The organism is Methanospirillum hungatei, from assembly GCF_019263745.1.
Classification (GTDB): Archaea; Halobacteriota; Methanomicrobia; order Methanomicrobiales; family Methanospirillaceae; genus Methanospirillum; species Methanospirillum purgamenti.
In genome coordinates this window covers 2,758,045-2,783,514 of the sequence record NZ_CP077107.1, presented here as the reverse complement: position 1 = coordinate 2,783,514, position 25,470 = coordinate 2,758,045, and the positions used below count along the sequence as shown (strand labels likewise).

General features: G+C 45.6%; 30 protein-coding genes. 18 read left to right on the top strand and 12 right to left on the bottom strand.

What is annotated here, in order from left to right:
* Positions 1–17: 17 nt before the first annotated feature.
* Positions 18–428 (top strand): DUF2493 domain-containing protein, encoded by a 411-nt coding sequence (locus tag KSK55_RS13445; protein ID WP_218607263.1) that lies wholly within the window; start codon positions 18–20, stop codon positions 426–428.
* 53 nt (positions 429–481) lie between these two features.
* Here KSK55_RS13445 and KSK55_RS13440 read toward each other — a convergent pair whose 3' ends face one another.
* Positions 482–1,096: a carbonic anhydrase gene (locus KSK55_RS13440; protein ID WP_218607262.1), complete on the bottom strand. Its 615-nt coding sequence runs from the start codon at positions 1,094–1,096 to the stop codon at positions 482–484.
* A gap of 139 nt (positions 1,097–1,235) precedes the next feature.
* Here KSK55_RS13440 and KSK55_RS13435 point away from each other — a divergent pair, with 139 nt between their 5' ends.
* From KSK55_RS13435 to KSK55_RS13405, 7 genes are all read left to right on the top strand, one after another.
* The gene (locus KSK55_RS13435) at positions 1,236–2,048 is read left to right on the top strand and encodes a hypothetical protein (RefSeq protein WP_218607261.1); all 813 of its coding nucleotides are present in this window, start codon (positions 1,236–1,238) and stop codon (positions 2,046–2,048) included.
* A 3-nt stretch (positions 2,049–2,051) separates the two neighbouring features.
* Entirely contained in the window at positions 2,052–2,429 is a 378-nt protein-coding gene (locus KSK55_RS13430; RefSeq protein ID WP_214420692.1) for a hypothetical protein, read from the top strand.
* Between the two features lie 10 nt (positions 2,430–2,439).
* The gene (locus KSK55_RS13425) at positions 2,440–2,736 is read left to right on the top strand and encodes a hypothetical protein (protein WP_218607260.1); all 297 of its coding nucleotides are present in this window, start codon (positions 2,440–2,442) and stop codon (positions 2,734–2,736) included.
* 2 nt (positions 2,737–2,738) lie between these two features.
* Positions 2,739–2,954, top strand: coding sequence for a hypothetical protein (locus tag KSK55_RS13420; RefSeq protein WP_256664026.1), 216 nt, complete (start codon positions 2,739–2,741; stop codon positions 2,952–2,954).
* Complete coding sequence (locus tag KSK55_RS13415) at positions 2,951–3,295, top strand: hypothetical protein (RefSeq protein WP_214420689.1); 345 nt, start codon at positions 2,951–2,953, stop codon at positions 3,293–3,295. The genes KSK55_RS13420 and KSK55_RS13415 overlap by 4 nt, the downstream gene beginning before the upstream one ends.
* The gene (locus tag KSK55_RS13410; protein ID WP_218607258.1) at positions 3,261–3,629 is read left to right on the top strand and encodes a hypothetical protein; all 369 of its coding nucleotides are present in this window, start codon (positions 3,261–3,263) and stop codon (positions 3,627–3,629) included. The genes KSK55_RS13415 and KSK55_RS13410 overlap by 35 nt, the downstream gene beginning before the upstream one ends.
* A gap of 84 nt (positions 3,630–3,713) precedes the next feature.
* A complete protein-coding gene (locus KSK55_RS13405) occupies positions 3,714–4,280 on the top strand; it encodes a hypothetical protein (RefSeq protein ID WP_214420687.1) in 567 nt (188 codons plus the stop codon).
* Positions 4,281–4,292: 12 nt separating this feature from the next.
* Here KSK55_RS13405 and KSK55_RS13400 read toward each other — a convergent pair whose 3' ends face one another.
* A complete protein-coding gene (locus KSK55_RS13400; protein WP_218607257.1) occupies positions 4,293–5,549 on the bottom strand; it encodes a Coenzyme F420 hydrogenase/dehydrogenase, beta subunit C-terminal domain in 1,257 nt (418 codons plus the stop codon).
* Complete coding sequence (gene fdhF, locus KSK55_RS13395; RefSeq protein WP_218607256.1) at positions 5,546–7,618, bottom strand: formate dehydrogenase subunit alpha; 2,073 nt, start codon at positions 7,616–7,618, stop codon at positions 5,546–5,548. Before fdhF ends, KSK55_RS13400 begins: the two co-directional genes overlap by 4 nt.
* Positions 7,619–8,261: 643 nt before the next feature.
* Here fdhF and KSK55_RS13390 point away from each other — a divergent pair.
* From KSK55_RS13390 to KSK55_RS13365, 6 genes are read left to right on the top strand one after another with little or no spacing between them, the layout of a single operon-like run.
* Positions 8,262–8,519, top strand: coding sequence for a 4Fe-4S binding protein (locus tag KSK55_RS13390; protein ID WP_218607255.1), 258 nt, complete (start codon positions 8,262–8,264; stop codon positions 8,517–8,519).
* 60 nt (positions 8,520–8,579) lie between these two features.
* The gene (locus KSK55_RS13385; RefSeq protein WP_218607254.1) at positions 8,580–9,746 is read left to right on the top strand and encodes a 4Fe-4S binding protein; all 1,167 of its coding nucleotides are present in this window, start codon (positions 8,580–8,582) and stop codon (positions 9,744–9,746) included.
* 12 nt (positions 9,747–9,758) lie between these two features.
* Positions 9,759–10,334 (top strand): CoB--CoM heterodisulfide reductase subunit C, encoded by a 576-nt coding sequence (hdrC, locus tag KSK55_RS13380; RefSeq protein WP_218607253.1) that lies wholly within the window; start codon positions 9,759–9,761, stop codon positions 10,332–10,334.
* A gap of 2 nt (positions 10,335–10,336) precedes the next feature.
* Positions 10,337–11,227 carry a CoB--CoM heterodisulfide reductase subunit B gene (gene hdrB / locus KSK55_RS13375; RefSeq protein ID WP_218607252.1) on the top strand — a complete coding sequence of 297 codons (891 nt, stop codon included), beginning with the start codon at positions 10,337–10,339 and terminating at the stop codon, positions 11,225–11,227.
* Between the two features lie 14 nt (positions 11,228–11,241).
* Entirely contained in the window at positions 11,242–13,257 is a 2,016-nt protein-coding gene (locus KSK55_RS13370) for a CoB--CoM heterodisulfide reductase iron-sulfur subunit A family protein (protein WP_218607251.1), read from the top strand.
* Complete coding sequence (locus KSK55_RS13365) at positions 13,257–13,679, top strand: hydrogenase iron-sulfur subunit (protein ID WP_218607250.1); 423 nt, start codon at positions 13,257–13,259, stop codon at positions 13,677–13,679. The genes KSK55_RS13370 and KSK55_RS13365 overlap by 1 nt, the downstream gene beginning before the upstream one ends.
* Positions 13,680–13,785: 106 nt before the next feature.
* On the opposite strand, the gene KSK55_RS13360 is transcribed toward KSK55_RS13365, so the two are convergent.
* The 9 genes from KSK55_RS13360 to KSK55_RS13320 all read right to left on the bottom strand — a co-directional run bounded on the left by KSK55_RS13360 (position 13,786) and on the right by KSK55_RS13320 (position 23,515).
* Positions 13,786–15,171, bottom strand: a complete 1,386-nt coding sequence (locus KSK55_RS13360; protein WP_218607249.1) for a formylmethanofuran dehydrogenase subunit B — start codon at positions 15,169–15,171, stop codon at positions 13,786–13,788.
* Complete coding sequence (locus tag KSK55_RS13355) at positions 15,155–15,577, bottom strand: molybdopterin dinucleotide binding domain-containing protein (protein ID WP_218607248.1); 423 nt, start codon at positions 15,575–15,577, stop codon at positions 15,155–15,157. Before KSK55_RS13355 ends, KSK55_RS13360 begins: the two co-directional genes overlap by 17 nt.
* Positions 15,578–15,619: 42 nt before the next feature.
* Positions 15,620–15,892, bottom strand: coding sequence for a hypothetical protein (locus KSK55_RS13350; RefSeq protein ID WP_214420676.1), 273 nt, complete (start codon positions 15,890–15,892; stop codon positions 15,620–15,622).
* Positions 15,893–15,916: 24 nt separating this feature from the next.
* Positions 15,917–16,963: a class I SAM-dependent methyltransferase gene (locus KSK55_RS13345; RefSeq protein WP_218607247.1), complete on the bottom strand. Its 1,047-nt coding sequence runs from the start codon at positions 16,961–16,963 to the stop codon at positions 15,917–15,919.
* A gap of 103 nt (positions 16,964–17,066) precedes the next feature.
* Positions 17,067–17,867 (bottom strand): formylmethanofuran dehydrogenase subunit C, encoded by an 801-nt coding sequence (locus tag KSK55_RS13340; protein ID WP_214420674.1) that lies wholly within the window; start codon positions 17,865–17,867, stop codon positions 17,067–17,069.
* 13 nt (positions 17,868–17,880) lie between these two features.
* Complete coding sequence (locus KSK55_RS13335; protein ID WP_218607246.1) at positions 17,881–19,596, bottom strand: formylmethanofuran dehydrogenase subunit A; 1,716 nt, start codon at positions 19,594–19,596, stop codon at positions 17,881–17,883.
* Complete coding sequence (locus KSK55_RS13330; protein WP_218607245.1) at positions 19,596–20,927, bottom strand: formylmethanofuran dehydrogenase subunit B; 1,332 nt, start codon at positions 20,925–20,927, stop codon at positions 19,596–19,598. Before KSK55_RS13330 ends, KSK55_RS13335 begins: the two co-directional genes overlap by 1 nt.
* Positions 20,927–21,340: a molybdopterin dinucleotide binding domain-containing protein gene (locus KSK55_RS13325; RefSeq protein ID WP_214420671.1), complete on the bottom strand. Its 414-nt coding sequence runs from the start codon at positions 21,338–21,340 to the stop codon at positions 20,927–20,929. The genes KSK55_RS13330 and KSK55_RS13325 overlap by 1 nt, the downstream gene beginning before the upstream one ends.
* Positions 21,341–21,973: 633 nt before the next feature.
* Positions 21,974–23,515, bottom strand: coding sequence for a hypothetical protein (locus KSK55_RS13320; protein ID WP_218607244.1), 1,542 nt, complete (start codon positions 23,513–23,515; stop codon positions 21,974–21,976).
* A 169-nt stretch (positions 23,516–23,684) separates the two neighbouring features.
* On the opposite strand from KSK55_RS13320, the gene KSK55_RS13315 reads away from it, so the two are divergent.
* The 4 genes from KSK55_RS13315 to KSK55_RS13300 are packed head-to-tail and all read left to right on the top strand — an operon-like array spanning position 23,685 to position 25,467.
* On the top strand, positions 23,685–24,206 hold the full coding sequence (locus KSK55_RS13315) for an OsmC family protein (RefSeq protein WP_214420669.1): 522 nt from the start codon (positions 23,685–23,687) through the stop codon (positions 24,204–24,206).
* A gap of 7 nt (positions 24,207–24,213) precedes the next feature.
* Positions 24,214–24,723: a YeeE/YedE thiosulfate transporter family protein gene (locus KSK55_RS13310; RefSeq protein ID WP_214420668.1), complete on the top strand. Its 510-nt coding sequence runs from the start codon at positions 24,214–24,216 to the stop codon at positions 24,721–24,723.
* A complete protein-coding gene (locus KSK55_RS13305; protein ID WP_218607243.1) occupies positions 24,723–25,241 on the top strand; it encodes a YeeE/YedE thiosulfate transporter family protein in 519 nt (172 codons plus the stop codon). Before KSK55_RS13310 ends, KSK55_RS13305 begins: the two co-directional genes overlap by 1 nt.
* A 1-nt stretch (position 25,242) precedes the next feature.
* Entirely contained in the window at positions 25,243–25,467 is a 225-nt protein-coding gene (locus KSK55_RS13300) for a sulfurtransferase TusA family protein (RefSeq protein WP_218607242.1), read from the top strand.
* Positions 25,468–25,470 lie beyond the last annotated feature (3 nt).

Here is a 25,470-nt window from a genome sequence, read left to right as displayed (position 1 = left end):
TGATAATTATTAAGGGCATGAAAAAATTAATTATCTCCGGTCCTCGTACATGCCGGAAATTTACAACGGTTTCTAAAGAAATCGAGAAATATATCGCAGAATTGAATGGTGTCGATGAAATCATTACCGGTGGTTCAACTGGTGTAGACCTGATTGCGAAGCAGTATGCCCTGGACAATAATATCGCATACAAAGAGTTTGAGCCAAATTGGCAGGATAATTTAAACGCTGCAGGTCTGGTCCGTGACGCGCACATGGCAGAATACGGCACTCATCTTCTGATTCTCTCGAACGGCTCATCAAAAGAGTCACGAAACCTCATTGCAGAAGCAAAAAAGAATAATCTTACCATTAAAACCGTTGGATATATTGAAGAGATGCTCATTGAGCTGAAACAGCCAGTCGGAACACCGGCAGGTTCAATCTAAACCTTTTTTCAATATTACATACCAATACCCCTTGAAAGGGGAAAAAGAGAGATTTATTCCTGTTTTAATGGCTTGCCTGGATCGACGACCTCAAGCTGAGCGGTTGACAGCCGGTAATAGAGTCCGACAACCCGGAGTTTTCCTGCATCTTCTGCATCCTTTACCACACTATAGGTGCGAAGATTTGCAAGCTGTAACTTTACATTTTCAATCTCAAGTTCAGACTGCCACTTACGAGCTTCTTCTGGGTCTGCCGGCTTTTCTCCCTTACTCTCAACTGCATGGAGTGCAGTATGTGCATGTCTGAGCCATCCCGGAATCAGAACATCGTCACCACTCTTCTTACTGGCAAGTGCTTTCATGGCACCACACTCTTCATGTCCACACACGACCAGGGTATTGACTTTCAGGTGACGAATTCCATATTCAAGAAATGTTCCGATATTCCAGTCTCCCGGAGGAACGATATTCCCAATATTCCGGTGAACAAATATTTCCCCGGGTTTTGCATGACAGGTAATTTCCGGGGCAACCCGCGAGTCACAACACCCGATCATCATGACATGCGGATTCTGCCCCTTCAGGAGTGCCTTATAATATTCTATGTTCTCTGCGTATTCATTCTCGACGAAGGTCTGATTTCCTTCCATTAACTTTTCGATTCCCATATGAAATCTCCCAGGGTCCTTATCACATAAGGATTAATGATCGTGATCTGAAGAACCAATATATATTGCGATTTTATTTCCAGACAATCCCCTGAAATAAACCGAAAGATTGAAAAAGGTTATGACCTGATTAAACCACATGGAGGAAGCTACCCTGCAGGCAGTGAAACGGGCTATGCCCGGTCACGGAAGAGCCCGCATTCATGAAAAACTCATTTCAATCCTGGGAATTGAGGATCAGACTGAGGTGGAAGTGAGTACAGATGCAGGGGCGACCCTTTATCTGACGGTTTTTGCAGACGAACTTGTAGATGAGGGTACAATTCGAATCAGTGGAGAAGATTTGAAAAAACTTGGCATTCCTGACGGTGGAAATGTCCATGTAAAAAGAAAAATCCCTCTTGAAGAACAGGTCCGGACAGCTGCAGAAACTGCCGCTACCCAGATTAAGGAAGGTGCCCAGGACATCGGAACCAAACTGTCTGAAACTGCAGAAAAGATTCAGAAAGGGGCAGCAGAGACAGCAGAGCAGTTAGGAACGAAGGCAAAGGAGCTAACCGACAAGGTCAAAGAAGAGACAAAACCTATCGGAGAAAAGGTAACCAAGGCTGCAAAGAGTTCTGCAGATGCAATCCGGGATAAGATCCCGATCGGAAAACTTGCCCCTGAGATTGAGAAAGGTCTCTCAGCCTTAAGCCAGGAGGATGCAAAGAAGATCAGGAGCTTTCTTACCGGCGTGGAAGGAGTAAGTGCTGCTGTCCCGGTAAAATTTGCTTCCGGACGGTCATTTGGCAATCTGACAATCCCACCGGAGATTAACCTGGTTGCAATCCAGCGGGGAACCGCATTACTTGAATTAAAACCTGATATAATCCTTAAAGAAGGCGATATTGCATACTGCAGCGGCCCTTCTGATATGATTAGCTTTGTTACCAGGATGCTGGAGGGATAACCTGTGGAGATCTCCTTTAGTCAGGACGGCCTTATCGGGATTGCAATCCTGCTTGTCATCGTTGTCATGATTTACCTGATGATCAGGGAAATCAGAATGATGCGAACGAATACGAGAAAACTCGAATTAGAACTTGAACGTGACAAACTGCAGATCCTCAAACAGGACAATGCAGCCTCAGTCCAGCCGGCATTACGTCTAACAACCGACCAGATATCTGCACTCAAGGAGATTGAAGAGTCAAATATTACCCTTGAAACCGATATATTCATGAAACAAAAGACAATTGAGGGAAGGCTGAAGCGTCTTGAAAATTATGTCAAGCGTGAAAAATTAGACCTGATGATAGACCGGATTGAATCTGAAGAAAAAAAGATTTAGGTGAAGTTACATGTTTGAAACATCAGGAAGTACCAGAAAATTCTTCGAAAATATTCCCCATTTTGACACCCCGGTCACATCAAAAGTCCCGACATTTGACCGGACACTGGACTCATATTTTGACCGGAATTTCGAGACAATCATCGAAGAATGGGGACTTGTAACCGAGTCAGATCTCAGTGAATACGCACGAAAACTTGATTATTTAAGTTATGAGGTAGGTAGACTGCATATAGAAAAAGACCTCCTTAAAAAACGTGCAGACTCTATTGAAAAAGCAATTTCAAACCTGGAGGCAAGAAAATGAACATGGATAATTACCTAAGTTCATATCTTGACCGCCGGATGAAACTGATGATTGATGACTGGCAGCTCTCCACCACTGCCGATATCAGGGATTTGTCACAACGATACCGCAAGGTAAAACAGGATCTTGACTCTCTGAAAACCTTTGAGCGTGAATCTCATAACCGGATGGATCGGATGGAGGAACGGATACGAGCCCTTCAGGAGCAGATGAAATGACGCTTATTGAGATTCTTTTAATCATCCTTATCGTCCTTATTGTTGCATTTCTGCTCTTCTGGTTCTACCAGGGATCATCTGGCAGGGTATCACTCAGAAGACCGGTTGAGAGCAGGGTGGATGAATATCTTGACCGTCGGTTTGCCCAGCTTGTTGAGGAATGGGGAGTCGTTCGCAGACCAAAACTGAAACGGTTCAAAGAAGAACGGGGATCAACCCTTGATGCAGATGAGATGAAGATTGCAGAAGTGAAAAAGTTTGAGAACGAGTTTATTGAAAACCTCTCCGAACTTGAGGCACGACTTGATGCACTTGAAAAATCCCTTGAATCGAAAAAGTAACGACCAAAATACATCAGGCGGTATGTTTGCTGCCCTGAAAAACCAGGTTATGCGGGTTCGGAAGGACAATGAACCCCCAAACCGGGATATGGAATCGTTTTCCCGGTATGTATGCGATCTCTGTCACACATCAGGCCCCTTATCCGGTCTTCGTCAGTGTGTCATCTGCGGAAGATGGGGATGTAGTTCCTGTTGGCATGATGAGTATTATCTCTGTAAATCATGCGGAGGAATCATGAGACTCTTACTCCTGAAACTTCCAACCCATGATGAACAGAACCAACCAAATACGGATGATTCAACCCCTCCGGATCCAATTGAAGACATCCCCTGAACTATTTTTGGTTCCTTGTCAAAACTGGATAATTCAATACTCCCGCTGTCCAGATGATATAGGAACATATCCGGAAGGTCCGTTGTGAAAAGCATAAAAATTCCATCCCTTATCTCATCAGTAGTCCTGAATGCATTAACAGGGATTGAGGGGATGGAATTTACCCTGCTTGACCATTGTCCCTACTGTAATGGCGAGGTCAGGTACCATGACATGCGAAAGAAACGGTTCGCAACCGTCATCATTGATGGCGAGAAGAAGATCATCAATGTCCTGGTTACCAGATATTACTGCAAAAATTGCGGAAAATTATGCTATGCACAGGCACCATTTTACCCGAATACAAAATTTGGATCACCAGTTATCGACCTGTGCCTGACCCTGGCCCGGGCTCATCCATTCAATCATAGTGCACGAATTCTTCAGGAAATGGGAGTTGTGGTTGACAGGGGCACCATCAGGAACTTCTTCTCCCGTGACATCCCGGAAGTCAGTTATGCAAAAATTTATGGGCTCTCAATTCCTCTCTCAATCTTTTACCTCTCTGATCTCGCATCAAAAAGGCAGCAGTCACGACTGGTAACCCAGGAAGACGTCCTCAAAGTCTGCGGATTCCCATCAACAAAAGAACTCTTTCAAAAAGAAGAATAAGGACGCTCTGCTTTATTCATCATCAACAGGCAGGACATTCTGGCTAAAAAGCCGTATCATCTCATAATATCGGTTTCCGTAGTAATGCTCCCACTCCTCATGCTGGTTTACTTTCGCAAGCACCGGCATTCCCCCAGGTTTTCCCGGATGATACCCGAACATCAGTTCAAGTTCTGCCTGTAATGCATGCATCATCAGTGATACCGGAATATCCATTGCACACCGGTCCTGACACTGACCACAATTAATACATGAGTCAGCTATGTGAGAAAACCGGATCAGGTGAAACATCAGCGGAGGCGGGATCTCTCCAGGTTTTACCAGCCATGGCTTTTTTGTCTGGCAATCCTGACAAAAACAGAGTGGACATGCCTGGGAACACTGGTAACATTTAATGCACCGGGAGGTCTCCTTCATTATCCAGGTCAGCCGGGAAAGGCCTGAACCTATTTTTGAGAACATTATCTTCCGCTTTTTTTCAGATAATGTCTGCATTGCTGCTTCTACCCGTGAACGTGCCTCAATGCCTTTAGGGTCAGCAGGAATTATCGTGATGTATCCGTTCTTTCTGGCCTCGTCCAGGAAAACAGATCCTTTTTTACTGCATACCTCAACAAATGTCGCATTCTCTGCATGTTCACCAACCAGACCCCAGGATCCACAGACAATATCACACTGGCGAGGTATCGGAGTATCACATCTCTTACATGAATCACGCCGGCCAAATCCTTCCTCTTCAATACTTTCCAGGGAATATTCACGGGAGATATCGCCTGCACGGATAACAGCCCTTCCATTTCTGATAATAAAAGAATCAACCAGATCAGGATGAATGCCACATATGTTCCGGATAAAAGTCCGGGCCTTCGTTGGAGATATCGTACCACTACAATTCAAGCCAATAAGAAAGAGATCGTCCCGATCCAGTCTGCTGCGTTTGGTAAGTTCAATAACTGCCTTTGCATCACATCCCTTGAGAACAGCAGCAATTTTCATTCCCGGATTGGCACAGACCGCCTGAACAATCCAGTCTGCAGTCAGGAGACTTCCACAATACAAGGATCCTGAGCATAATACAATCTCATCAGGATTTGTAATCAGGACCGGGCGGGGATCATAGATATCCTCACCTTTTTGCATGCAACATACCGCATCTACCGTCCCTGACTCAAGCAGATATATCAGAAGGCCCGTGACAAGACCGCCGGATGCTGCAGAATCCCGGATTTGCTCATCAACAGACCAGCCATAAAACATAGTCCCGTTCATGATCCCTCCTCTTCTTCGCCAGCTGGTTCAATGGCAACACAAATCGGTTTATATTCAGATATCCCGGCTTGAACATCATCAGGAAGTCCTATAAGCCGGTTCAGTGCAGAATCAAAGATAAGTGGCATAAAAACCATGCCTTCCTTAATATCAGACACGACCCTGGCTCTACAGGACAACCGGCCTTTTCTAGATCTGACCTGAACCATATCACCATCAACAATTCTGGCAGATGATGCATCCGAGGGATGAATCTCTATATATGCCTCATTCACCTCATCAGCCAGGTTTTTACTCCTTCGGGTCATTGCCCCTGCATGCCAGTGCCAGATAATCCGACCAGAGGTAAGACGAAACGGGAACTCCTTACCGGGGATCTCTGAAGGTTCCTTCCATTCCACCGGACAGAACACTCCTTTCCCGTCCGGGTGATAAAATCTGTCATTATAGAGGATTGGGGTACCTGCATGGTCATCGAATGGACATGGCCAGCAAATCCCATCCGGATGACGGATACGGACATACGTCATTCCATGATATGGTTCACAGACCTCGGTAATCTCCCCAAAGATCTCTTCTGGTGAGTGGTAGGGAAACTGTTTTTCAAACCCCATCACCCGTGCAATATCTGTGATAATCTCCCAGTCAGGTTTTGCTTCTCCTAGTGGATTGATGGCTTTGCTCAGATGCTGGACTCGTCGCTCCGTATTAGTAGCCGTTCCATCCTTTTCGGCAAAACATGCTGCAGGAAGGACAATATGGGCGTATTCACACGTCTTGGTAAAGAAGATATCAGAAACCACAAGAAATTCCACATTCTGGATTGCATGAAGAGTGGTATTCTGATCAGGTTCAGTTACCAGGGGATTTTCTCCGACCAGAAACAATGCCTTAATCCCATTCTGTCTGGCACCGGCTCTCTGAAAGATATTCGTGATATTCAGACCTTCTTTCGGTGGACAAATCCCATCAGGAAACTTCCAAATACGACCGATCTTTCTATGGATAAGGCTATCGGTAACCGGCTGGTATCCTGGGAAAAAGCCAGGAAGACAGCCCATGTCACAGGCCCCCTGTACATTATTCTGGCCGCGAAGGGCATTCACCCCGGTTCCCGGACGTCCGATATTTCCAGTCAGCATCATCAGATTGGCAATAGCACGAACATTATTTATACCACCACTCTGCTGGGAAAGACCCATTGCATATAAAACCGTACAACTGGCAGAGGTCCCTATCCACTGTGCAGCAAGGAGCAGATCTTCTTTTGAAACACCGGTGAGAAGACTGACATTCTGGGGACTGTACCGGGATTGTAATACTACCTTTTTGAGTGACTCAAATTCCCGTGTCCGGGAAGCTATGAACTCTTTATCTTCCCAGCCGTTCCGGATAATCTCTCCCATAATACAATTCAGAACCGCTACATCACTTCCACTGAAAAACTGGAGAAACAAATCTGACTGAATCGCTGTCGGAGTATACCTGGGATCAGCATAAATAAATTTCCCACCGGCTGCCTGTGCACGGACAATTTGTCTTCCAATAAGAGGATGCTGCTCAAAAGTATTGGAACCAAGGCAAAAGACACACTCAGACTCCCCGATATCCGGGATTGAATTCGTCATGGCTCCAGTTCCAAACGAGAGAGTAAGACCGGTCATGGTTGCTTCATGACATAATCGTGCACAATGATCCAGATTATTTGTCTTTAATACTCCCCGGGCGAATTTCATGAGCACATAATTGTCTTCATTCGTACACCGGGCCGATGCGAGGACTCCGATTTCATCAGGAGTATATGATTTGAATTTTTGTGCTATCAACTGATATACAGTCTCCCAGTCTGTTTCAACAAAAACTCCTCCCTTCCTGACAAGCGGTTTTTTGAGCCGGTCAGGACTATGAATAAACTGGTGGCAATAGGTACCTTTCGGACAGAGTTTTCCTTCATTTACCGGAGACCGGATATTCGGGTTGGTTCCGACAACTTTTCCATCCTGTACAATCAGGTTTACCGAGCACCCGGTTCCACAGTACGGACAAATCGTCGGGATCTGAGATATCATACTACATTTTAATCCTCAACTCAGGACGACATAAATCCTTGCCTAATTTTAGAATTTTTGATGATTTATGGTGGATGAATCGATATTAGAAGACCCAAATATGCAAATGGAGACCGTTCATGCGGGCAGTAGGTCGGCGAGTCTCATAAGACCCCCTCCTAAATGGAAAATGTGCTCACTATTTGGCTGTATAGTAGTCGATTTTCGCGTTTGAAGAGAATACAGGCACGCAGGGTTTTTTTCCTGAAAAATACCTGAAAAATACTACCAATTATTCCATTTTTCCATGAATAACGACCATAATATCGATTGATTGATTTGATTCAGGGATTCGTACATCAATTTCATATGTCATTTTTACGAACTGGTCAGAATGTAACTCAATCATTGAATGATCAGTGAATTTCGGTTTTTTAAAAAATACCTCAGACGGAAATGGTCAGATTTATCATGATTTATCATGAAATATAGGGGTTCGAATGATAAGCTTCTGCTTTTGACATACTACGAGTTGTCAACATAAAAGACACACTTTCGCCCTGTTTTTGATGAAAAACTCCCATATCCAATTCAGAACCTTTATCTATATTTTCTAACAACCTTTGTTCAGTCGATTTTAATCGATCAGGCTGGTGCGACAAATATGGCATTTGCAGTTCATGTAAACATGGAACGCTGTACCGGCTGCAACAATTGTGTGGTAGCATGTCCAGTGAATGCACTGGAGTTATTCACGGTTAACCCGGCGAGCACGGATAAGATCTACAAAGTCATCAATGGAGCAGCAATCTCTCTTGATGTCAAGTATGAACTTTGTGCAGGCTGTGGAATCTGTGTCGATGCATGCCCATACGATGTGATTCAGCTCTCCGGTCAACCTCCCCAGGCTGTTGAAGCCTGAAGGGTGCGGAGAAAGATAAGCGTTTCAGGAACAGAATTCGTGAACAACCGAGGTATCTTAATGTCTACACTGTTTCCTAAGTATTCCAAGACCTCTGATGGGTCTAAGGTTATAATGGAGCAGAGACTTCTCCAGCAGGTAAACAACCTCATCCTTGACAATGATGTTTGTACCGGGTGTGGTATCTGTGCTGAAGTCTGTCCCGAAGAAGCAATTGTAGTAGGGGCAGTCGGAGGAGTCCGGAGAGGACTTGTTGATGATGCAGCAAGCATTCGTGTCGATGAGACAAAATGCTCATACTGTGGTGTCTGTGTCATCATGTGTCCTTTCTCTGCTCTGGCTCTGAAAGTTGATGGCGAAGAACGTCTGCCAATCCTTGAAAAAGAAGGATTCCCGACATATGACAAGGGAACGGCAATTGACCAAGACAAATGTGTCAGATGTAATATCTGTGACGATGTTTGTCCCCGTGATGCAATAGACCGCGATGTCCCTCTCTTTGAAGGACAGGACAAGGAAGGTCTTGCAAAAGGTCAGGGCATCAATCTCAAGGTTGAGTTTGTTGTCGATGATGAAAAGTGTACCAAGTGTGGCATCTGTGGCAACCTGTGTGAGGCCATCAATGTGCTCCACAAGCCCTTCAGCCCTGAAAAGGGAGCTGTTGAGGGTGAAGTTATCTGGGATGAGGCATACTGTGACGGATGTAATGTCTGTGCAGAAGCATGTCCATCTGAGGCAATCAAGGTTACACGGACTGTTGTCGGACAGAAAAAACTTGGAAACGTCAACATCATCGAGGAAGACTGTTGTACATGCCGCTGGTGTGCAATCAACTGTCCGACCGAAGCTATTACTGTGAACAAGATCTTTGAAGGAGAGATCACGTTCCATGCAGAGAAATGTCCGGGAGGATGTTCCACCTGTGTTGATGTTTGCCCGGCAAATGCCATTTATCTCCCGACACCAAAGCCTGCAAAGGATATGAAGGGACAAATAGAGGCAAATATTGCAGTAAATCCGGACTTCTGTATCCTGTGTGGAGCCTGTGTCCATGCCTGTCCGGGAGAGGATATCATCTACCTCCGCCGTGACAGCGTGAAGATCAAAGGCAAAGAGACTGACCTCTTTAAGAAGATCAAGGAAAAACTCTTCACTCCAAGAACTTCCAAGGTCAAAGAACAGTCATCCCTGGCCGGTTCTGTTGAATTAAAGGCGGTAAGCCAGTAATAGAGGTGTCTTATGGCTGCAAAATCATATAACATTCCAGAACTGGACAAAAAACTTGCAGATCGCCGGTACCATCTCACCGATACAAACCCTGAGTTTACCGAGAAGATCCTCAAGACCAGCAGAACTATCGCAAATATGTGCTACCAGTGTGGTACCTGTACCGGTTCCTGCCCGTCAGCACCCCGGAGTTCATACCGGATCCGTCTCTTCATGAGACGCTGTGTCCTTGGACTTGAGAATGAAGCCCTGACTGACCCGGATCTCTGGCTCTGTACAACCTGTTATTCCTGTACAGACCGCTGCCCACGTGACATCGCTCCAACCGATGTTATCATGGCAATGAGAAACCTTGCATTCAAGCGTGACATTGTTCCAAAGAACTTCCTGCAGACCTGCCAGCTTATCTATAACAACGGACACGGTGTGCCAAACAATGACGTCAACCGTGCAGCACGTACCAAGCTTGGTCTTCCTGCAGACCCACCGACAACGCACTCATACCCTGAATTCATCAAGGGTATCCAGAAGATTATCGACCATTATGGTCTGAAAGAGAATGCAGACAGAATTCTGAAGGGTGACTAAACGTGCACGAATACGCATTTTTCCTTGGGTGTATTGCACCAAACCGGTACCCCGGCTGTGAGGCGTCTGCCATCAAGACCAGTGAAAAGGTCGGCATCAAGCTCCTCCCGCTGAAGGGTGCCAGCTGTTGTCCTGCTCCAGGTGCATTCGGATCCATTGACCTGAACGTCTGGTACGCAATGGCAGCACGAAACCTCGTCCTTGCAGAAGAGATGAAAAAAGACATTGCACTCATCTGCAACGGTTGTTACAAGTCAATCTACGAAGTTAACCACATCCTCAAGCACAACGATGAACTTCGGGACAGTACAAATGAAGTTCTTGCTGAGATTGACATGCAATTTAAGGGTACCATTGATGTCTGGCACCTTGCAGAACTCTATTATGATGATAAGATCTGTGGGGTCCAGAAGATCAAGGACAGTGTCACAACTCCACTCAATGGTGCTAAGATTGCCGCTCACTATGGCTGTCACTTAATGAAGCCAAAGAAAGAGAGACATTTCGGAGACACTGAAAACCCGATGTGGTTTGAAGAACTCATTGCAGCACTTGGCGCTGAACCGGTTCAGTACCGCAACAAGATGCAGTGCTGTGGTGCTGGTGGCGGTGTCCGTGGATATGATATTGTCCATGCCCTTGACATAACCAATGAAAAACTCATTAATGTCAAAGAAGTTGGTGCTGACGCAATCACTGAAGTATGTCCATTCTGTCAGCTTCAGTTTGACCGTGGTCAGATTGAGATCAAAGAGAAGTTTGGCGACGTGTACAACATCCCTGTTCTGCACTACAACGAACTCCTTGGTCTTGCCCAGGGTATGAGCCCACAGGATCTTGCACTTGACCTGCATGCAATCGACTGTACACCATTCCTGCAGAAGGTGCTCTAAGGGAGGACAAAGATATGGCAGAAAATACTGAACCAAGAATCGGTGTCTTCCTGTGCCACTGTGGTACCAATATCGCCGGTTCCCTCTCAATCAAAGATGTCGTCGACTACGCAAAAACACTTCCCTTTGTCGCCGTAGCTGACGAATATCAGTACATGTGCTCAACACCGGGTCAGAAGAAGATTGATGATGCAATCAAGGAACACAACCTGACCGGTGTTGTTGTCGCAGCATGTTCCCCCCGTCTTCACGAACCAACCTTCCGTACAGCAACCAAGGAAGGAGGATTAAATCCATTCCGGTTTGAGATGGCAAACATCCGTGAGCAGAACTCATGGGTTCACATGCATGGTATGTGGGACGAAGCAACCGAGAAGGCAAAGGACCAGGTCAGAATGGCAGTTGCAAAGGCAACAATGCTTGAAGACCTTGTTCCAAAGAGCGTTCCGGTAGAGCCTACCGCAATGGTTGTCGGAGCAGGAGTTGCCGGTATTCAGGCAGCCCTTGACCTTGCAAGTGCAGGAATCAAGACCTACCTGGTTGAGCGGACCCCGACCGTCGGTGGCCGTATGTCCCAGCTTGACAAGACCTTCCCGACCCTTGACTGTTCACAGTGTATTCTGACACCAAAGATGGTGGATGTCGGACGTCACCCGAACATCGAACTTCTGACCTACCATGAGGTTGAGACCGTAGAAGGATACATCGGTAACTTCGAAGTCACTCTCCGGAAGAAAGCCCGTGGAGTTATGAACCCGGTCGAAGCAGCTGCCAAGGGAATCGTTGGTGGTGGCTGTAATGGTTGTGGAGACTGTGCTGCAGTCTGTCCGGTCATCAAGCCAAACCCGTTCGAGATGGGAATGGCACCACGCAAGGCTATCTACATCTACCACGCCCAGGTCATGCCACTCATCTACACCGTCGACTTTGATTCCTGTGTCAAGTGTGGTCTGTGTGTCGAGGCCTGTGGTGAAAAGAAGGCAATTGACCTTGAGATGCAGGACGAATTTGTCAAGTACAAAGTCGGAACCGCAATCCTTGCAACCGGATACGAACTCTTCCCGGTTGAGAACAAGAGAGAGTGGGGATACAAGCAGTTTGATAACGTCATCAATGCTCTCGAGTTCGAGCGTCTGATCTGTGCATCCGGTCCGACCGGTGGTCACCTTGTCCGTCCAAGCGATGGCAAGACCCCGATGAAGGTTGGATTTGTGCTGTGTGCAGGATCCAGAGACAACACCGGAATCGGAAAGCCATACTGTTCCCGGTTCTGTTGTATGTACTCACTCAAGCATGCTCACCAGATCATGGAGAAGATTCCAGGTGCTGTTGCATACCTCTTCTACATGGATATCCGGTCCTTTGGTAAGATGTACGAGGAGTTCTACTACCGTATCCAGCATGAGGGTGCCAAGTTCATCCGTGGACGTGTCGCCAATGTGCTTGAGGATCCAGCAACCAAGAACCTCCACGTCTATACTGAAGATACCCTGCTCGGTCGCCCGGTCGATGTAGAAGTCGATCTGCTTGTCCTTGCAGCCGCAGCACAGCCCAATGAAGGTGCAAACGTTCTTCGGAAGAAGTTCGGTGTATCTGCATCACAGGACGGCTGGATGCTTGAAGCACACCCGAAATTAAACCCCTGTGGAACTACCACTGCAGGAGTGTTCCTCGCCGGTGTCTGTCAGGGTCCAAAAGACATTCCTGACGCAGTTGCACAGGCAGAAGGTGCAGCATCAGCAGCATCTATCCCGATTCACATGGGTAAAGTCGAGCTTGAGCCATACTTTGCCATGTGTATTGACGAACTGTGTGCCGGTTGTGGAATGTGTGTGAACCTCTGTCCATACTCTGCACTCGCCCTTGGTGAGAAGGATGGCAGAACCGTCATGGTTGTTACCGAAGCCAAGTGTAAAGGCTGTGGTACCTGTGGAGGATTCTGTCCAGGTGGAGCAATCAAGATGCAGCACTTTACCACACCACAGATCGCAGCACAGATTGATGCATTCTTTGCAGGAGGAGAACAGTAATGGCAGACGAATGGAAACCACAGATTCTCGCTATCATCTGCAACTGGTGTTCCTACGCAGGTGCTGACCTTGCCGGTGGTGCACGTATTCAGTACCCACCAACGGTCCGTGCAATCCGTGTTATGTGTACCGGTCGTGTTGACATGCTCTTCATCCTCAAGGCATTTGTTGAGGGTGCAGACGGTGTCCTCGTCTCCGGATGTCACTTTGGTGACTGTCACTACCTTGAAGGTAACTACAAAGCAGCAAAGCGTATGTTCATGATCAAGTCCCTGCTTAAAAACATCGGTCTTGATGACAGACGTTTCCGTATGACCTTTGTCTCAGCATCCGAGGGTGCAAAGTGGGCAACTGTCATGGAAGATGTTACCAACACCGTCAAGGAACTTGGTCCCAGCCCGATCAAGGAATTCAAAAAATAAATATTTTTTTTCTACGTAATTTTCAGTAATTTCCTTATTGCTACTGAAAAATAGTTATCGTGTTTTCTGCTCAAATTCCGAAAAATCGGCTATTTGCAGATATTTTTTACGTACAAATTACTGATTCCAAAGATATAGGTTCAGAACTATCCGGACTGCATATTTTCGCTTTCTCAAGGATTAACTCTTCTAACCGGTTTGCTATTCCAGTTAAAACCTCTTCATCAGATAGCATCCCTTCAGGCATATCAATTACTTTCCGATACTGAATCGGAACATTATCCATCCGGTACACAATTCCCGGAACTTCAACCCCGGAAATTCCAACCGGAATGTGGAGATCTGCAATTTCTGCAGCCATACTCACATTTGGATCAATGGTTATCCAGGTATGCTTTTTCAGTTTTTTCACCGCATCAATAGGAAAATGGGCCGCTGCATCGGTTCCGATATTAATGAAGAGATCAATCTCGTCACGGGAGGCAAGATCAATCGTACTCGTTTCCCCCGGATTCATGTGAGCATAATCTCCTTTCGTGAGATCAACACAATAGGGAAATCCATAGGTCCAGCACCATACTCTGTTTGGGCCGGCAATATTAAAATGGCCCCGCATTGCCATAATCGACCATTTAGATACAGCGTTTAAGTCCCGCATGAGTGAGATTGCTATGTCAACATTGTGATTTCGTCCATCGGTATGGGTAAGGCCCATACCAAAAAAGCACACACCGAATTTTGCTCCCTTCAAAATCTTCGAGACTTCCAGGATAGATTGTTTCGGAATTCCGGCAACCATTTCTGGAATATCAGATTCATACCCGTACAGGACCATCCGGAATGCATTCAAGAGATCATAATCATGGCCCTGTTTGATCTGCAGGTGATAATCAGCAACCCCGGCAGTGTCGGTTTTCCGGGGATCTACCACGATAACCGTTCTTTCAGTAAAACCATTTCCCTTGAAAAATCCTAAGGGATATATTGCATATCTGGACATATGCCGTGGATGGGCATGAACCGGGTTCGCCCCCCAGTACAGGATGACATCTGCACGGTTTTTCACCTCGCCAAGGGTACAGGTCGGGTGACCATTGTCAAAAAATGCCATGAGAGATGGCCCATGACAGATAGAGGCACAATTATCCAAAATCCCGCAACCAATTTCCATCAGTTGTGCTGCTGCCCGCTGTGCTTCACAGGTTGTCGATCCAAATCCGTACATCAGGGGCTTTTTAGCGTTCAGGATGGCTTTTGCAGCAAAATCAATGGCCTCCTCGTAAGAAATTTCACTGAAACTCCCATCCGGCTGACGGAGGCGTGGCCGGGTAATCCGCTCATGGTTTGTAGCCTGAAGAAAAATTTCTGTCCCTATCGCACAGGCATTTTCAACCTCCAGGATCTTTTTTCCATCATCAGAAACGACTACTCTGACATCATCACAGGAGCACCCACAATATGGACACCCGATTCCTTCAAGAATTTTCACCATCTTCCCTCCACATTCCAACCGATTCACATATCAGATCACGAGCACTCCTGACTTGTAATTCAGGGGCCGGGGTTACAGTAACCGGAAACCCGCTGTACTGCGGAACACCAGTTGACTGGGTTCTTATCGGAACAATCTGGTTTGCCCAGACCCCTTGTCTGATGTGACACATGCCTGGTGGGAGTTCCTGTATTCCGATAATGGCAGTGACTACAACTTCACCGCACTCACTGACAACTCTAACCGGAGAATCTTCTTCAATCCCCATCCGGAGCATATCAAGGTCATTCATTTCAATAACACTACAGGCATCAAAATACTCCCTGGATTGTTTCCCTTTCTCCATGGCGATACCTTCTTCAATTGACCGGTGAGTTATCATGGTCAGAGTGCGTTGAGATATCATAATCAAAAGACCTAAAAATGAAAAAATTTTGTCAGAATCCTCTTATTCTCCAAGAAGCTCAATAGCCAGATCATAGGGATTTTTCGGTTTTTCACTCCCCGGTTTGTTGAAGAAAAACGTATGAGGATTAATCTCCTTCATCTGTTCAATCGTAAGGCGATTTATAATGTCCTGAGAAACCTGTTCTGCTTCCTTTGATTTTCCGGGGAATTTTAAAATATATCCCATTTTGATGTGTTTCAGCATCGCTTCTTTCAGCTCTGCATCAGTTAAGGTGCTAAAAGGGGTATATCCTTCTTGTTCTGGGCGGGGCATGATACTCTCCTTCATGGTTATTCTTCATACAGTGTTAAGTAACTGTCCATTACTCTTCTGAGCCAGATGAAGAGAGGACTCTCCATACCGTGACCTGATAACTCCTGACTGGCGGATAATCAGACCACAATCATCACATAATTTTTCGAATTCTCGTTTATCCGGGAGCTGATGATACCGGTTATGAATTGCAAGTTCTAGTTCATACAGTCCTTGCATACCTGTTCCAACCGGGGGAGAGGAAAACCAGTGATTTGACAGGAACAGGCCCCCTTGGGAGATCATGGATGCTAATTTGGAAAGGATTGCGGGCAATGTCCCTATATGTGAATACAGTACATGAGCAACAAGAACGATGTCAGATGCAGATCCCTGGTATGATTCAATATCACCTGAAACAACCTGAATCCGGTTTTTCATTCCGAATTTTTCGATATTCTCTTCTGCAAAAGAAGGATCAACAGAACCTGTCAGAACCGTCGCTGTCATCTTCGGATTATTCTGACAGGCAGCTATGGCATACAGACCATGACCACTCTGAACCTCCAAAAACGATCTGGCAGATAAAAATCCATCCCAGGTCTTCAGTATATTTATCACATTCTGTATTGTTCCCCGAAGGGCAAGATTCGCCTCTGAACGAACTGACTCCGCTGACAGGGTGTCAAATGTCTGTTTCTTCTCCGGATGTGTAAGAAACACATCAATATCCTTCCATGGTGAATCATCTGCAGCGATATTCATGATATAATCCCCCTGGTAGAACGGACTGTTTTTGACAAAATGCATCCGTGCTGCAGGAGAAATCGCATACTCATCTCCGTTTTTGCGAACCATATCAAGATAATACAGCATACCAAGGAGGCTTGTCATAAATTCCGGCCGGATACCGGCTCCGACAGCGATTTTTTCTGGAGTTGCAGGGCCATTCTCCGAAAGCCAAGAAAACAGATCTCGTTTCAGTGCTGCTTTTATGACCATATACTCTTTATATACCTGTACCAGGTCGTCTACAATTTCAATTACCGGAGATTCCGGGATTTTCAGGATTTCCTGTATCTCGTCACTCATAGTGTATCACATTGTCCCCACATCTGAAAAAAAAAGAAAAACATACCGTTCGATCTCCCTCTCTTCATATTTCCGGAACAGGGAGGCTGGTGGATAAAAAAGGTTATTTTTTAAGGTAGAGATTACCGTAGATAATTTCTCCCTTCTTCTTTTCCTTGCGTTCACCAAGGTCTCCGATGTACTGGTCAAAGGTGTAGGTTGCTCCATCTACTTCTTTCTCAACGGTTGCAACTTTCTTAAAGCCAGGCAATGGATAGAGCAGGTTTCCGAAAATGTAGGCGTCTCCTTTTACCATCTGACCGCCGACACGTCCCTCAACATCTCCCTTGATGATAACCGTTCCCCCTTCTGCATGGGTCAGAACGTGAATAAATGCATCACCTTCGATGATGATGGTTCCACCAGTCATAGCAGTTCCGATATCATTTCCGGCATTTCCTTTTATCCGGATAAGGCCTCCGGACATACCCCGCCAGTCTCCACGGTAGGCACTTCCGACATGATTCTGGGCATCTCCCTCAACCAGGATCTCCCCGCCTTCCATCGCAATACCAAGGAACGTATCTGCATTCCCTTTTACCGTGATTGTACCACCGGTCATCCAGCCCCCGATATACATATCGGTATCACTGTTGATGACTACCTCACCTGCAGACATCTTCTGTCCGAATCGCTTCATCTTCCGGACATTCCCGTTTACCACGATTTTTGTATCTGCAGCGGTTTCACCGGCTTTTCCTTCAAACTTGAAGAAGTCCCCAAGTTTCCACTGGATCTTCCCTTCATGTGCCGGGAGGTCTGCAATCTCTGCAAGGCTCTTTCCAGCAAACTGATCCGGGGTAACATTGTAGCATTCAAGGTATAATTCCGGCTGCTGTACCAGAGTCATTGTTACGGTTTCCATTCCTCATTCCTCCTTATGCTACATCCAGTTCGATTGCCCGCGGGTTATGCACATGTTCATCAAATACTGCATAATTCTCAAGATTTACCGTGTAGTTCTTGGTAAATTTCTCTTTAATGTCATGCATGACCTGAGCATTCTCTGCTATGTTTACCTTGGTCCAGAGGGTGTACTTGGGAGGCTCAGCGGTAATCTGACCGTCTTTGACAACCATGATGCCTTCCTTAAAGGTGTATGCAGTGTTCAGGAATGCAGCTTCAATGAGTTCTGGATCAGACGGAAGCGTGTTCGCATCAAGATCATAGATAGCAATGTTTCCATCAGCACCTTTTGCAAGGCTTCCATACATATCTGAAAGACCAAGGGCTTTTGCCGGACCAGCACGAGTCATCTGGGCAATTTCATACAGCCCAAGTTCTTTATCCATTGATGCAATGTTACTTGCTGCGATGACCTTGTCCTTCCACTTCATAGTGTCAAGGGTTGCTTCACGTGCCTTCTGGGACATCAGCCACTTGATAACACGGGGATACCGGGTAAATGGTCCTGCATTCGGGTGATCCGTCGTGATATGGACCCGCATCAGATCTTTTGCAAAGAGAGCGATTTCAAGACCAATTGCCCACTGGATTCCACAGACCTTGATATTCTTGTCATAGATATAGGGAACGATGCCTGATCCGGTCTCAAGTTCAACATCAACATTTGCCCACTTGATGTGATTGAGCTGGTTGAGGTGATATTCAAACGGACCATCGGCGGTCATCGTGGTTGTTTCGTCAAGAGTAACCTGCCCCATGTCAACAGTAATGTTTTTGTTACTGTTGACATAGTCCATAACTTCCTTGGCACCAGATTCAAAGTCACCCCATGAAGTGCCCTTGTAACTGTGGAACTGGAGATGGGTGTTATGAAGAACCTGCTCTCTGCCAAACTTGTTTTTGGCTTTTATGCCTTCAGCAAGTCGTAATGTATCAATAGTATCCTTGTAGTTGCCCGGATTTCCAAGGTTGTTTCCATGGATATGGACCGAGTGGGGTAGACCGAGATACTCGTTTGCTTCAATAAGGCCTTTGACAATCTCTGCCGGAGTGATATCGAAGTACGGGACAGGGTCGTTTATAGTTGTACAGTTCTCTCCCCATGCCCAGGCTTCGGTTCCACCCGGATTGACGACCTTGATACCAATACCCTTGGTGGCATTGAGCAGCCATGCAATATATGAGGCATTGTTCTCAAGTTCTTTGTTTTTGATATATTCAAAGCAGAACCAGTTATTCCCGAACACGGGCATTGCTGCCTGGTCAAGAATGGGTGTATCACGGAACTCTTCATGCACGTGAGGTGCAAGAAGCGGGGGCATTGCGGCTTCGTTGGTGAAGGTGTATCCCATACGGGCATAGGCGTAACCCGTCTTCCAGGTGGACGGAATAGAAAATCCCATCTCCATACGCTTCCCCTGCTTGACAATACCTCCCCGGTATTCACCACGGAAGAATTTATCTTCAGGACGCATTTCCCGACCAAGGTTTACCTTTGGACCGGCAACATGCGTATGAATGTCCACTCCACCTGCCATGACCGTCTTGCCAGATGCATCAATGGTCTGTGCCTTTGATGAGACCTTGTCAACAATCTTGCCATCTTTGATAGCAATATCTGCCTTGTCTCCCTTAATTCCAGAAATCGGGTCAAAGACATACCCGTTCTTGATAAGAAGTTCTGCCATCAGGCCTCACCCTTTGCAATGAGTTCTTCCATCCGATCAGCAATCTTGTTCAGAAGAGTCTCGTCATCCATAACTCCTTCCGGAGGTTCAATAACTTTCCTGAACTGGATCGGCACGTTATCCATACGATAGACGATACCACCTACATCCACACCACAGATACAGACCGGGATATGAAGGTCAGAGATCTCGGATGCCATGTTGATACTCGGGTCAATAGTAACCCAAGGGTGTTTCTTGAGCTGTTTCACTGCTGGATATGGGAAGTGTGCCCCTGCATCGGTACCGATATTTATGAACATGTCCACTTCGTCACGCATTGCCATGTCAACCGAGCTGGTCTCACCAGGGTTCATGTGAGCATGGTTCTGCTTGGTAAGGTCAAGACAATAGGGGAATCCAAAGGTCCATGACCAGACAACACCAGGTCCGGCGATGTTGTAGTGACCCCGCATTGCCATGATCGTCCACTTTGAAACCTTGTTCAGGTCACGGGTTAACGAAATGGCAATATCGATATTGTGATTTCTCCCATCAGAGTGTGTCAGGCCCATACCGAAGAATGTTGTTCCAAACCGGGCATTCTTCATGATTTCTGCTACTTCAAGGATAGTCTCTTTCTTGATTCCGGCAACCTCATCAGGAAGGTCATCTCCATGGCCATTCACGACCATTCGGAATGCATTGAAGAGTTCGTAATCATGACCCTGCTTAACCTGCAGGTGATAATCAGCCACGTTTGCAGTGTCTGTGAACCGGGGATCAATAACAATGACCGTTCTCTTCTTCTGCCCTTTTCCAGTGAAGAACCCACGAGGGAAGATAGAATATCGTGACATGTGGCGGGGATGTGCATGAGCCGGGTTTGAACCCCAGTATACGATTACATCCGCACGGTTTTTCACTTCTCCTAAGGTACAGGTCGGGTACCCGTTATCAAATATGGCAAGGAAGGACGGACCATGACAGATAGTTGCACAGTTATCAAGCATACCACCGGAAATTTCCATAACTCGTGCAGCTGCTGCCTGTCCTTCACAATTGGTTGAGCCAAAACCATACATAAGGGGCTTTTTTGCCTTGATAAGATGCCGTGCAGTCCATTCTATGGCTTCATCGTAGGAGATCTCTTTCATTGAGCCATCTGGCTGGCGTAGTCTGGGGAGTTTGATTCTATCCTTTGAACATCCATGTTTGAAAATCTCAGTCCCGATTGCACAGACATTTTCTACTTCAAGGATATCCTTTCCATCATCAGAAACCGTCACCCTGACATCATCACACGAGCAGCCACAATATGGACACCCGACATTCTCGATTACTTTCGGCATTATTGATCACCCTTCCAAAGTCCAAACGATCCTTGGACCAGTTCAAGTGCTGATTTTAATTTTTCGTCAGGTGCTGGCTCAACAGTGACAGGAAATCCACTATATTGGGGTGCTCCGGTTGACTGTGTTCGTGGAGGGACCACCTGATTTGCCCATACCCCCTGTCTGATATGACAGAGACCGGGGTAACAGGTCTGGCGGCCCGCTACAGCTTTTACAACAACTTCACCGGATTCACTCTTCACACGGACATTGGTATTTTTCATGATACCAAGTTCTTTCATGTCCTGAATATTCATCTCGATGATGCTGCAGGCGTCGAAGTATTGTCTGGAGGTTTTTCCTATCTCCATAGCAATACCTTCTTCTATTGCCCGCTGGGTTATCATGTTTAACGTTTTTTTTGCTGTCATAGGATCTCCCGATAATCCTATTCTAAAATGCTTTACCTCTGACCAGACCAATCATTACCAGTACCAAATCCGGTATTGTGCCTATATTATGCCTATTATTGTAATGGCTGGAATGGATTCACGTGTCAAACCATTTTACCAGTCTGTAATACTGCATTGTAGAAATCAGCACATAGGTTCCGTTGATACCTGATATTTTACATGTTTCATTCATTCTTACCCACCCGAAGGGTCGACATGTGAAGCATGTAACGTGAGGCCTGATCAACAGAACATAATCTTTTTTGAACAGTATATAGAGTTATTTTTTCAATTAATTAGGCATTGTATTACCTGATAATCAATTGAATTCTCCTACCCATCCAAGATTCATTTATATCAATTTATTCTCTTTAAAACTTATATAGGACATAAAATGCCAATATAAATCATGAATTAATTTCATCATAAAACTATTTCTATTAGGCACTGTAAACAAGGAAAATTAATGAGATTTATTTTCTTTTATTGAAGATATAACTATGATTACTTACCATGCTGAATGGTAATCCCAGTATAAATTTTTAGCAAACTATTACCAATATTTTTCAGATTTCTATAACAAGATTAGCGGTTGGAGGTTCAGTAAAGAGTTTAATCCCCTTTCAGGGGAGGAATCCCACCAAAGTATGAAAGAACCGTTTTTTGGGTTTTTGATAACCGGTACGGGAATATTGAAGGCTGATAGGATTTTATGACATAAATCGGACGTAACTCGGTCAATAAAGCTTCAAATGAGGGCACTTCAGGGATTTGGGCAGAGGATAGCCGATTTACAATAAGTTCCTTGATAAGGACCGCCAGGAAACAGATGAAAAAAATCCCTTTTCGGATCCGTTCGATACGATACCCTTTAAAATCACGTTCAAGTTGAGATATGAATGAACTCATCTGTTGCTCAAGGTTTCCTCTCATATCCGCGAGCGTAAAGCACTCTTCCCATGAGAATTCACCCCGGTAAAGAACACAGGTGCGCCCGAGTCTTTTGTTTGCCTGGTGAACTTCTTCCTGGTCAGTCCGTATTGAAGGACTGCCACGAGTTTTATCGATGATGAAATATTTCCGGAATGATCCGGCACTTTCATTGAGAAGCTCTTCAATTGTTCCAGGATATTCCTTTGTTTCCTGTACTAGATCTCGAATATTCTGAAGATTTTTATGGAATGCAAGCCGATCTGCCTGTTCCCTTCTGATATCATGGAGGATGTACCCATGAACCTGATTCTTCCCATATGAAATAGAAAAAGGACGAATATAACAGGCTTCACCCCGATAATACCGGATATTTGCGGGGTGATCCATCTGCTCTCCCCAGGCTAAGACATGTTTTAATACTGGCCCATAAGAGGCATCGGTCCTGGTAATAAACGAACAACCTGCATTAACAATTCTGAGCATGAGAGACGGGGAGAGATAATCCCAGTGAGGAACAATGATTCCATCTGGAATCTTCCGAGAAGCAACCTGATCAATAGTATCCTCAATTACAGCACGTTGAAACTGAAATGCATCAAAACCGGCAATAATTTGCTTTTCTGGATCGTAGTGGATACGGACTCCAAGTTCCCGCTCCAGTATTTCATCTGAAAAAAGCCCGCTCCCTTTCTCCTTCATCAGTTCAGCGATATCATGTAACCGGAGCGTAAAGAGGACTCTTCTCCCAGACAGATCATTAATTGATGCAAACATCCTGGAAAAAACTTCAGCAACCGGTCGGTCAGAGATTTTCTGGAGAACAAGGAGCAGATCTGCTTCATTAAACTCTGCACCAGGAATGAGCCTGGACAGGTACGTGCTTTCCAGCCAGGTTGCAAGATTCGATGGCGGACACGGATGTATGAGCCTGTTAATTGTGAGTAAAATGATCGTTGCTGTTTCATCGGGAGAACATGATGAGAGCAATGCTTCAATTACTTTATGCGTTTTTACGGCCCAATAAGCAGGAATATATTCCCCAAATTCAAAAACCTGCCCGATTTTCCCTCCCCGGTCTTTCTTAACCGGTTCCCCGTCTATATTTTTTCCCAGGTATTTCGTTTTCTGCCGCCATTTACCGGTATCCGGATCATAATACGGGGTAATCTCATAGAGGTACTCATGCCCTTTAATCTTTTTTTTTCGAATGAAGGATTTCATAGTAAGGCTGTCAGCATTGTTTTCTTTTTATATGAATTAGGCACTAATTGTCTCATATGTGCTTGTATTGCGTTAAAGTATTAAAACAACTTATTTCGTTTGATATTTTAATGGTTAACTTTTTTATAAAATATATTTATCCCATGATTTTTGAAACAATTGTGAAACAATGTCACTCAATAATATTGACCTGGAACAGGTGGATGAATATGAGGCTGAGATCCTGAAGAATAAGGAAGAAGCTAAATTCACGACGAAAATGGAGGGCACCTGGCTATATGAAGAATCAGGACCCCAGTTTTCAGCGGAAACAAAGACGAACAAGGGCTCCGTCACATTTTCTTTGTCACACCCAAATTTTTCAGGCCCCGGTCCGTTTCCAAGTCCGATGGCCTACGGTCTTTTCTGGATGGTCGGGTGTGTCAGTTCTACCTTCATGACTGCAGCAGAAAAGAAAAAAATTGCAGTTAAATCACTGAAAGCAAAGATTGAGGCCGACCTGAACTATTTAAAACAGTTTAATCTGGGAGAAGAACCCCTCATCTCTGCATACCGAGTCTTTTTTGATGTCGAAACAGACGCTTCAGATGCTGAAGTAGAAGAGCTGAGACAAGCTGCATTGGCAGGGTGCATGGCGATGTATACGATCAAACATGCAATCCCGCTCGACCTGACCGTTACGAGATCCTAGGTGTTTCATGAACGAACATAAAAAAATATTAGAAGGTCAGAAAGGGCCGATTATTCTCGGAGTAATTATCGGATTTCTTGCGGCAATTGTTCAGGCGCTGACCATTTCTGCCGGAGGACCAGAGGCATACGGGTTTTGTGCACTCTGTCATACCCGTGACCTGGTGAATGGAATTCTGAACATAGTGTTAGGCACAAACTATGGTCTGGCACCCATTTCCAAGGCTGCGATTCTTCCGGTGCTGACCATGATAGGAGTGCTCATCGGTGGAGTTATTGCTGCCAAGATGAGCAGGGAATTTAGAATAAAACATGCACAGGTAAAGGACATTCTGGTTTATTTCATCGGAGGCGTGCTCCTGATGCAGTTTGGCCTTCTGTTTGGTGCCTGTCCGTACCGGGCTGCATTACGGCTTGGGTATGGTGATGTTGTTGCACTCTTTGGAATAATTGGAATCGTCGTCGGAGTATGGCTGGCTCTTGCTCTGATCACCCGCTCGTTTAAAGGAGGGAACTAATGGCAGCAGGATGGATTTCAAAAGAACTTGCAATTATTCTTGTTCCGTTCATCACCCTGGTATCTGGCTGTATCATCGGATACTTTGCACAGAAAACCGGATTTTGTGCAATTGGTGGTTTTCGTGATTACATCATGTTCAGGCACACCCGCCTGCTGAATGGATTCATTGCCATGATCGTAAGTGCCATTGTGGCGTTTTTCATCTTCCACCTGATTACTCCCATGGCATTTGAGAACTTCCCCTGGCTGGTGACAAAAGGAGTATTATCAGCAGTTCCAGGAGCACCGGCAGATCTTTCGCAGATGGCTTATATCATCCTGGCAGTGATCGGAGGCATCGGAATGGGAGTAATCGGTGTATATGTCGGTGGTTGTCCGCTCAGACAATTTGTCATGACCGCTGAAGGAAGCATGAAATCGCTCTGGTTTGTGATTGGTATGGCGGTTGGAAGTGTCATATTCTACCTTATCACGGCAGGATTTGTTGTCGGACTCATGAAATCAGTGGGGCTTTAACATGGTTCAGAAAAAACTTGATATTAAAGGCGTCGTATGCCCGTTTTGTGTATTGAAAGTAAAAACCGCTCTTGACGAGATGAAGGCCGGGGATGAACTGATTGTTGTCAGCGATCATCCTCCTGCAGCAAAAGATTCAATTCCTGCATTTGCCAAGATGAACGGATTTATCTGTTCTGTTCAGTCAAGTGAACCAGGACTCTGGGAATTATCCATAAAAAAATAATTT